Source organism: Actinoplanes sp. NPDC051633 (assembly GCF_040681735.1).
GTDB lineage: Bacteria > Actinomycetota > Actinomycetes > Mycobacteriales > Micromonosporaceae > Actinoplanes.
Window position 1 is genome coordinate 1 of sequence record NZ_JBFAZH010000279.1, and the last position, 7,733, is coordinate 7,733.

Annotated in this window: 6 protein-coding genes and 2 tRNA genes; 2 read left to right on the forward strand and 6 right to left on the reverse strand. The window is 68.0% G+C overall.

All coding sequences use genetic code 11. The annotated features are described in order from the left end of the window. Window position 1: 1 nt before the first annotated feature. The gene (locus tag AB0M20_RS17500) at window positions 2-610 is read left to right on the forward strand and encodes an NAD(P)-binding domain-containing protein (protein WP_364299241.1); all 609 of its coding nucleotides are present in this window, start codon (window positions 2-4) and stop codon (window positions 608-610) included. 14 nt (window positions 611-624) lie between these two features. On the opposite strand, the gene AB0M20_RS17505 is transcribed toward AB0M20_RS17500, so the two are convergent. The 6 genes from AB0M20_RS17505 to gyrB all read right to left on the reverse strand — a co-directional run bounded on the left by AB0M20_RS17505 (window position 625) and on the right by gyrB (window position 6,574). Next, a tRNA-Ala gene (locus AB0M20_RS17505) sits at window positions 625-697 on the reverse strand. Window positions 698-712: 15 nt separating this feature from the next. Beyond that, a complete protein-coding gene (locus AB0M20_RS17510) occupies window positions 713-841 on the reverse strand; it encodes a DLW-39 family protein (protein ID WP_364299243.1) in 129 nt (42 codons plus the stop codon). 44 nt (window positions 842-885) lie between these two features. Then, window positions 886-959, reverse strand: a tRNA-Ile gene (locus AB0M20_RS17515). A gap of 85 nt (window positions 960-1,044) precedes the next feature. After that, on the reverse strand, window positions 1,045-1,968 hold the full coding sequence (locus AB0M20_RS17520; protein ID WP_364299245.1) for a DUF3566 domain-containing protein: 924 nt from the start codon (window positions 1,966-1,968) through the stop codon (window positions 1,045-1,047). Then, the gene (gene gyrA / locus AB0M20_RS17525; RefSeq protein WP_364299247.1) at window positions 1,968-4,484 is read right to left on the reverse strand and encodes a DNA gyrase subunit A; all 2,517 of its coding nucleotides are present in this window, start codon (window positions 4,482-4,484) and stop codon (window positions 1,968-1,970) included. Before gyrA ends, AB0M20_RS17520 begins: the two co-directional genes overlap by 1 nt. A 137-nt stretch (window positions 4,485-4,621) precedes the next feature. Beyond that, entirely contained in the window at window positions 4,622-6,574 is a 1,953-nt protein-coding gene (gene gyrB / locus AB0M20_RS17530) for a DNA topoisomerase (ATP-hydrolyzing) subunit B (protein ID WP_364299249.1), read from the reverse strand. Between the two features lie 502 nt (window positions 6,575-7,076). Here gyrB and AB0M20_RS17535 point away from each other — a divergent pair. Next, window positions 7,077-7,643, forward strand: a complete 567-nt coding sequence (locus AB0M20_RS17535; RefSeq protein ID WP_364299251.1) for a hypothetical protein — start codon at window positions 7,077-7,079, stop codon at window positions 7,641-7,643. Window positions 7,644-7,733: the final 90 nt, after the last annotated feature.

Consider the following 7,733-nt stretch of genomic DNA (forward strand, 5'->3'; position numbering starts at 1 on the left):
GGTGGCGCCGGGTCACGCCGTCGGGGTCCGCACCACGCGCGGCGACCGCGGCCGAGGCGGCATCGGGGGGGCGCTCGGCCCGCGGGCTCGCGCGGCGACCGCGGCCGAGGCGGCCGCGGCGGGCGACCTGGTCGTGGTCAGCGTCCCGTTCAAGGCGTTCCGCGACGTCCCGGTCGCCGAGCTCGCCGGCAAGGTGGTGCTGAATACCAACAACTACTACGCGCAGCGCGACGGGCAGTTCGCCGAGCTCGACGAGGGCAAGCGGACCAGCTCGGAGCTCGAGCAGGAGCACCTCGGCACGGCCAGGCTGGTGAAGGTCTTCAACAACATCTACTCCGCGCACCTCGGCGCACTCGCACGCCCGGCCGGCGCGGCGGATCGGACCGCGCTGACCATCGCGGGCGACGACTCCGAGGCCAAGCAGGCAGCGACGGCGTTCCTGGACGCGATCGGATTCGACACGGTCGACGTCGGAACGCTCGCGGACAGCTGGCGGGTCGAGCCGGGCCAGCCGGCGTACGGGCCGCCCTACGGCTCTGTGGAGGACCCGGCCGGCACGCCCGCATCGGTGGAGAAGGTCCGGGCCGCGGTCGCCGCCGCGAAACCGTAAGGAAGGGATTTCGGTGGAGCCCAGGGGACTCGAACCCCTAACCCCCGCCTTGCAAAGGCGGTGCTCTGCCAGTTGAGCTAGGGCCCCGGGTAGCGCCGGAAGTCAGCGCAGGTCGGGTGCCGTCGTCGCCTCGTGCCACAACGCCCGCTCGTCGCTGGACGCCTTGACCCGCTTGACGATCAGAGCCGCCGCACCGACCACGCCGGCGAGGATCAGGATCTTCTTCAGCATGCGTGGTCCCCTCGCGAATTTGCGGCTGCCCTGGCCGATAAGGGTGGGGCTAGCTGGAATCGAACCAGCGACCTCAGAGTTATCAGCTCTGCGCTCTAACCGACTGAGCTATAGCCCCGTAACGCGACACCGAGGTTAGCGTACCGCGCACCGCCACCCAAAATCGGGGGCAGCCACCAGGCTGCCCCCGACGGTGACGTCGATCAGTCGCGCTCGGCGAGCGTCAACTCGACGCCGCCGACCAGATCGGCACAGACGTTGTAGATGAAGGCGCCCAGCGTCGCCAGCGCCGTGAACAGCACCACGTTCACCGCTCCGACCAGCATCGACGTGCCGATGACACCCCAGGCGGTCACCCGGAAGCCGCCGCCGGGCGAGCCGCCGCTGGCGTTGACCAGGTCGCCCAGGCTGCGGTTCACCTCGCCCCACACGCCCATCGCGTCCAGCGCCAGGTAGAGCACGCTGGTGGCCACCACGACCACGATGAACAGCACCACGGACACGGCGAACGAGAACTTCATCACCGACCACGGGTCGATGCGCTTCAGGTTCAGCCGGGCCCGGCGCGGACCACGCGCGGCAGCCGAGGTCACGGTCTGGCGCGCCGCGCGCACCGTCTCGGTCACCCGAGCGGCACCCACCGCGGCAGCGCCCGCCGCGCCGCCGGGACGCTTGCCGGTCTCGGCCGGAGCGGCACCGGTCCGCGGCGGAGCGGCCTGCGGCATCACACCGGAACGCCCGGCCTGATTGCCGCCGCCACCCCCAGCGCCGCCGGGTCGGTTCTGATTAGCGCCCGAAGGGGCACCGCTGTTGCCCTTGGTGACGATCGGCACGGTCGCGGACCCCTTCGCCACAGCGGGGCCACCCGGCCGCTTCGCCTCGTCTTTGTCCCCACCCGGATCGCCGGGCGGTGGAGCCATGCCGGGAGCGCGCGTGAACTTCGGCGCGGAAGAGCCGTCCGCAGCCCCGCCACCACCCTTGGCCGGACTAAAGACTGAGCCGTCGGGCGCAGCCGGACGGCCGGAGGCATCGCGGCCGGCCGCATCGGCGCCGTTCTTGCCCGGCGTCTCACCGACCGGAGATGTCGAGGTCCCCGAGCCCCCCGACTTCGCCGTTGTCTCCGTCATCAATCGTCCTGTTCGTCAGGCTCGTCGGCATTACGAGCAAGCGCCACGATGGTCACACTCTCTGGGAGGTCCATGAGCTTGACCCCCATTGTGTTCCGATCCCGCGTGCGCCGTACAGGCTTCACGGGAGTCCGGATGACACCACCATTGCTGGTGATGGCAAACAGTTCATCCTCCGGGCTGATCACCAACGCACCGACCAGTGCACCACGACGCTCCGTGATTTTCGCGGTCAGAACGCCCTTCCCACCCCGGCCCTGCACCGGGTACTCCTCGATCGGCGTCCGCTTCGCATACCCGCCGTTGGTTGCGACCAAAACGTCCATGCCCTCACGAACCACCTCCATCGCGAGGAGTTCGTCACTGTCGCCGAAGCGCATGCCGATGACACCGGAGGTGGCCCGTCCCATCGGCCGCAACGCCTCGTCCGTGGCGTTGAACCGGATCGCCTGTGCCTTCTTCGACACGAGCAACAGGTCATTCTCCGGCGCGGCCAGCGTCGCGCCCACCAACTCGTCATCCTCCCGCAGGTTGATGGCGATGATGCCACCGCTGCGGTTGGAGTCAAATTCCTCGAGTCGGGTCTTCTTCACCAGACCATTCTTAGTGGCGAGCACAAGATAGGGCTCCACCTGGTAGTTCGGGATCTGGATCACCTGGGCGATGTGCTCGTCCGGCAGGAAGGCCAGCAGGTTGGCGACGTGTTGACCTTTCGCCACCCGGTTGGCCTCGGGCAGCTCGTACGCCTTGGCCCGGTACACCCGTCCTTTGTTCGTGAAGAACAGGATCCACGCGTGCGTGGAGATCACGAAGAAGTGGCTGACGATGTCGTCCTGACGCAGGGATGCGCCGCTCACGCCCTTGCCGCCGCGCTTCTGCGACCGGTACATGTCGACCTTCGTGCGCTTCGCGTAACCCGTCCGTGTGATGGTCACCACAACGTCCTCGCGAGTGATGAGGTCCTCCATGGAGACCTCACCGTCGAACGGGATGATTTGCGTCTTGCGATCGTCGCCGAACTTCGCGGTGATCTCGGCGAGCTCCTCCTTGACGATCGCCCGCTGCCGCTCCGGCTTGGCGAGGATGTCCTTGAGGTCGGCGATCTCGATCTCGATCTTGGCCAGCTCGTCGATGATCTTCTGACGCTCCAGCGCGGCCAGGCGCCGCAGCTGCATGTCGAGGATCGCGTTGGCCTGGATCTCGTCGACCTCGAGCAGCTGCATCAGGCCCTGCCGCGACTCCTCGACCGTCGGCGAGCGCCGGATCAGGGCGATCACCTCGTCGAGCATGTCCAGCGCCTTCACCAGACCACGCAGGATGTGCGCGCGCTCCTCCGCCTTGCGCAGCCGGAACGCCGTCCGCCGGCGGATGACCTCGATCTGGTGCTCGACGTAGTAGCGGATGAACTGCGCCAGGTTCAGCGTGCGCGGCACCCCGTCGACCAGGGCGAGCATGTTGGCGCCGAACGTCTCCTGCAGCTGGGTGTGCTTGTACAGGTTGTTCAGGACCACCTTGGCGACCGCGTCGCGCTTCAGAACCAGGATCAACCGCATGCCGGTACGCCCGGAGGACTCGTCCCGGATGTCCGCGATGCCGGTGAGCTTGCCCTCCTTGACCAGCTCGGCGACCCGCTCGGCGAGGTTGTCAGGGTTCACCTGGTACGGCAGCTCGGTGACCACCAGGCACGGGCGGCCCCGGGCGTCCTCCTCGACCTCCACGACGGCGCGCATCCGGATCGACCCTCGACCGGTCCGGTAGGCGTCCTGAATCGCCTGCTGGCCGACGATCAGCCCCCGGGTCGGGAAATCCGGTCCCTTGACGATCCCGAGGAGCGCCTCGAGCGTCGTGGCCTCGTCGGTGTCCGGGTTGTCCAGGCACCACTGCACCGCGGCCGCGATCTCCCGCAGGTTGTGCGGCGGGATCTTCGTGGCCATGCCGACCGCGATGCCCTCGGAGCCGTTGACCAGCAGGTTGGGGAACCGCGCCGGCAGGATCGTCGGCTCCTTGGCCCGGCCGTCGTAGTTGTCCTGCATATCGACGGTGTCCTCGTCGATGTCCCGCAGCATCTCCATGGCCAGCGGCGCGAGCTTCGACTCGGTGTACCGCATGGCGGCCGGCGGGTCGTTGCCCGGCGAGCCGAAGTTGCCGTTGCCGTCGATCAGCGGGTAGCGCAGCGACCACGGCTGGCCCATGCGGACCAGGGCGTCGTAGATCGAGCTGTCGCCGTGCGGGTGGTAGTTGCCCATCACGTCGCCGACCACGCGCGCACACTTCACGTACCCGCGGTCCGGGCGGAAGCCGGCGTCGTACATCGCGTAAAGGATCTTGCGGTGCACCGGCTTGAGGCCGTCGCGGACGTCGGGCAGGGCGCGCCCGACGATGACGCTCATCGCGTAGTCGAGGTACGAGCGCTGCATCTCGACCTCGAGGCCGACCGGCTCGACGCGCTGCGCGACGCCGGCGCCGCTGTCGTCCTGGGGCTCGTCGGCGGCCGGAGTCTCGGGAGTGTCAGTCACAGTTAACCCTTACTGAAGGTAAAACCAGACATAAAGGCCTGGAGCGCGCATATCGCTGTGGATAACGTTGTGGAAAGAGGCCGAAGCTGTGCATAACCCAGGGTGAGCGGTACCGCTCCCGGCACCGCCCACCCGTCTCAGATGTCCAGGAAACGCACGTCTTTGGCGTTGCGCTGGATGAACGAGCGCCGCGCCTCCACGTCCTCGCCCATCAGCACGCTGAACAACTCGTCGGCCGTCGCCGCGTCGTCCAGCGTCACCTGGCGTAGCGTCCGGGTCGACGGGTCCATCGTGGTGTCCCACAGCTCGTGGAAGTTCATCTCGCCGAGGCCCTTGAACCGCTGGATGTCGTTCGGCTTCGCGTTCGGCTTCTTCTGCTGGCGCAGCGCGATCAGCCCGTCGCGCTCACGGTCGGAGTACGCGTACTGCGCGTCGTCGCCCTTCGCATTCCACTTGATCTTGTAAAGCGGCGGCGCGGCCAGGTAGACGTGACCCACCTCGACCAGCGGACGCATGAACCGGAACAGCAGGGTCAGCAGCAGCGTCTGGATGTGCTGGCCGTCGACGTCGGCGTCCGCCATCAGCACCACCTTGTGGTAGCGCAGCTTGGCGATGTCGAACTCCTCGTGGATGCCGGTGCCCAGCGCGGTGATCAGCGCCTGGACCTCGTTGTTCTTCAGCACCCGATCGATCCGGGCCTTCTCCACATTGAGGATCTTGCCGCGGATCGGCAGGATCGCCTGGATCTGGCTGTCGCGGCCCTGCTTGGCCGAGCCGCCGGCCGAGTCGCCCTCGACGATGAACAGCTCGGAGACAGACGGGTCGGTGGACTGGCAGTCGGCCAGCTTGCCCGGCATCGACCCGGACTCCAGCAGCGACTTGCGCCGGGCCAGCTTGCGGGCCTGCTGCGCGGCGATCCGGGCACGGGCCGCCTGGGACGCCTTCGTGATGATCATCTTGGCTTCGGCCGGATTGCGCTCGAACCAATCGGCGAGCTGGTCGTTGGCGACCTTCTGCACGAAGCCCTTCATGTCGGTGTTGCCGAGCTTCGTCTTGGTCTGGCCCTCGAACTGGGGGTTCGCCAGCTTCACCGAGATGATCGCGGCCAGGCCCTCGCGGACGTCCTCGCCGGAGAGCTTCTCGTCGCCCTTGAGGAACTTCTTCTCCGCGCCGTACCGGTTGACCATGCCGGTCAACGCGGCCCGGAAGCCCTCCTCGTGGGTGCCGCCCTCATGCGTGTTGATCGTGTTGGCGAAGGTGTAGACCGACTCGGAGAACGACTCGTTCCACTGCATGGCGATCTCCAGCGCCATGCCCGCGTCCTTGTCCTCGGCCTCGAACATGATCACGGTCTTGTGGATCGCGTTCTTCGTGGCGTTCAGGTGCCGGACGAAGTCGGCGATGCCGTTCTCGTACATGAAGGTGACCTGGCGCTGCTTGCCGTGCTCGTCCAGATGATCGGGGCGCTCGTCGATCAGTGAGATGGTGACGCCCTTGTTGAGGAACGCCATCTCCTGCAGCCGGCGGTAGATGGTCTGGAAGTCGAACTCGACGGTCTCGAAGATCGTCGGGTCGGGCCAGAACTGGACCGTCGACCCGGTGATCGAGGTCTCCTCGCCCTTCTCCAGCGGGCCGGGCTTGGACGCCGCGTACTTCTGCCGGTAGACGTGGCCGCCCTTGTGGATCTCGACGGCCATCTTGGTGGACAGGGCGTTCACCACCGAGACGCCGACGCCGTGCAGGCCGCCGGAGACCGCGTACGCCTTACCGTCGAACTTGCCGCCGGCGTGCAGGACCGTGAGCGCCACCTCGACGCCCGGCTTCTTCAGCTTGGGGTGCAGGTCGACGGGGAAACCGCGGCCGTTGTCGGTGACCGAGACGCCGCCGTCGGACAGCAGGACCACCGAGATCGTGTCGCAGTAGCCGGCCATGGCCTCGTCCACCGCGTTGTCCACAACCTCCTGCACCAAGTGGTGCAGACCGCGCTCGCCGGTCGAGCCGATGTACATGCCAGGACGCTTGCGAACAGCCTCCAGGCCCTCCAGCACGGTGATTGACTCTGCGCCGTACTCCTGCTTTTTCTCTGCCACCCTCGGCCACTTTCTCGCACCGGGCCCATCGGGCCCGTCACGGGGTTGGCGGGTGACCGGTGGCGGCCGGCGCGCAGGGCACCACTGATGACAAACCCGCAGGAAGGGGGCGGTCCACCGGTGGAACCGAGCACGCCGGTCGCCGCGGGTCACCCGCGGATCGTGATCGGCTGGAAAACCGCGTAGCGTGACGTCAGACAACTCAGTGCGACGGCCAGCCTCGCGGAATCCCGGTCTCCATCGATTCTACTCCGCCGACGCGACTTATCGGGGGTCCGGCACCCCGTTGGGGTGCCTCAGATTGCCGTAGCGCCATCGACCCCGCCTCCCACGCGTCCCCCCACACGGGCCACACCTGGCCGGCGACGGCGAATGATCCAGGTGATGTCCGATGGGGCGCGCCTGCACGGCTCGACGGCCACGCGCTGCGACACTGCCTCACGACGGCGAGCGGTTATGTCGTAACCTTTCGCCGCAACGAAGCCGGGGAGAGGTGGCCCGAATGGCGCTGGACAAAGGACTGGAGAACGTCGCGGTGCACTGGCCGCGGACCAACCAGTACTACGACCCGGTGCAGCCGGCCGAGTTCGTCGACTTCGGCGAGGTGGCGGACCGGTCCGACGTGGCGGCGCCGACCGGTGCCCTGGCGCTGCACATCGCCAAGACGGGCACGGTGCGCGCGACCGCGTACACGGAATTGGTTGATCTTCTGCTCGGGCTCGAGGGCGTGCTCTACGCGACGGACGCCGCCGCGGAGGACGAGGACCCGGTGATCGACCCGGACGGCTGCGCGTGGATCGCGGGCGGGCTGGAGCGGTTCGTCGAGGGCCATCAGGGACACGGTGACCTGGTCACCTTCGACAGCGTGGCGGCGGTCCTGCGGGCCGCGGTGACCGCGGGCCGGCTGGCCGACCAGCAGCTGCGCTGGCTGGAACACCGGCTGTCGGCGCTGCGCGACGACGCCGGCAACGCGCCGCACTGGACCTTCCAGCGCACGGAGCTGGCCATCCTGGCCGCCTTCTACCGGCGGTGCGCCGAGCGTGGATACGCCGTCTTCGCCGACTACTGAGCCTGCTGCGCTCGATCGCGGGTGCGCCGCTGAAAGTGGATGGGTTGGGCGGCGAATCGTCGAGGGCTTCGCCCGGCCGATCCCCCGCCC

What these genes read in the sequence shown, in the direction of transcription:
- AB0M20_RS17535 (WP_364299251.1), top strand. Translation starts at nt 7,077, where the DNA reads ATGGCGCTGGACAAAGGACTGGAGAACGTCGCGGTGCACTGGCCGCGG.
- AB0M20_RS17520 (WP_364299245.1), bottom strand. Translation starts at nt 1,968, where the DNA reads ATGACGGAGACAACGGCGAAGTCGGGGGGCTCGGGGACCTCGACATCT.
- AB0M20_RS17510 (WP_364299243.1), bottom strand. Translation starts at nt 841, where the DNA reads ATGCTGAAGAAGATCCTGATCCTCGCCGGCGTGGTCGGTGCGGCGGCT.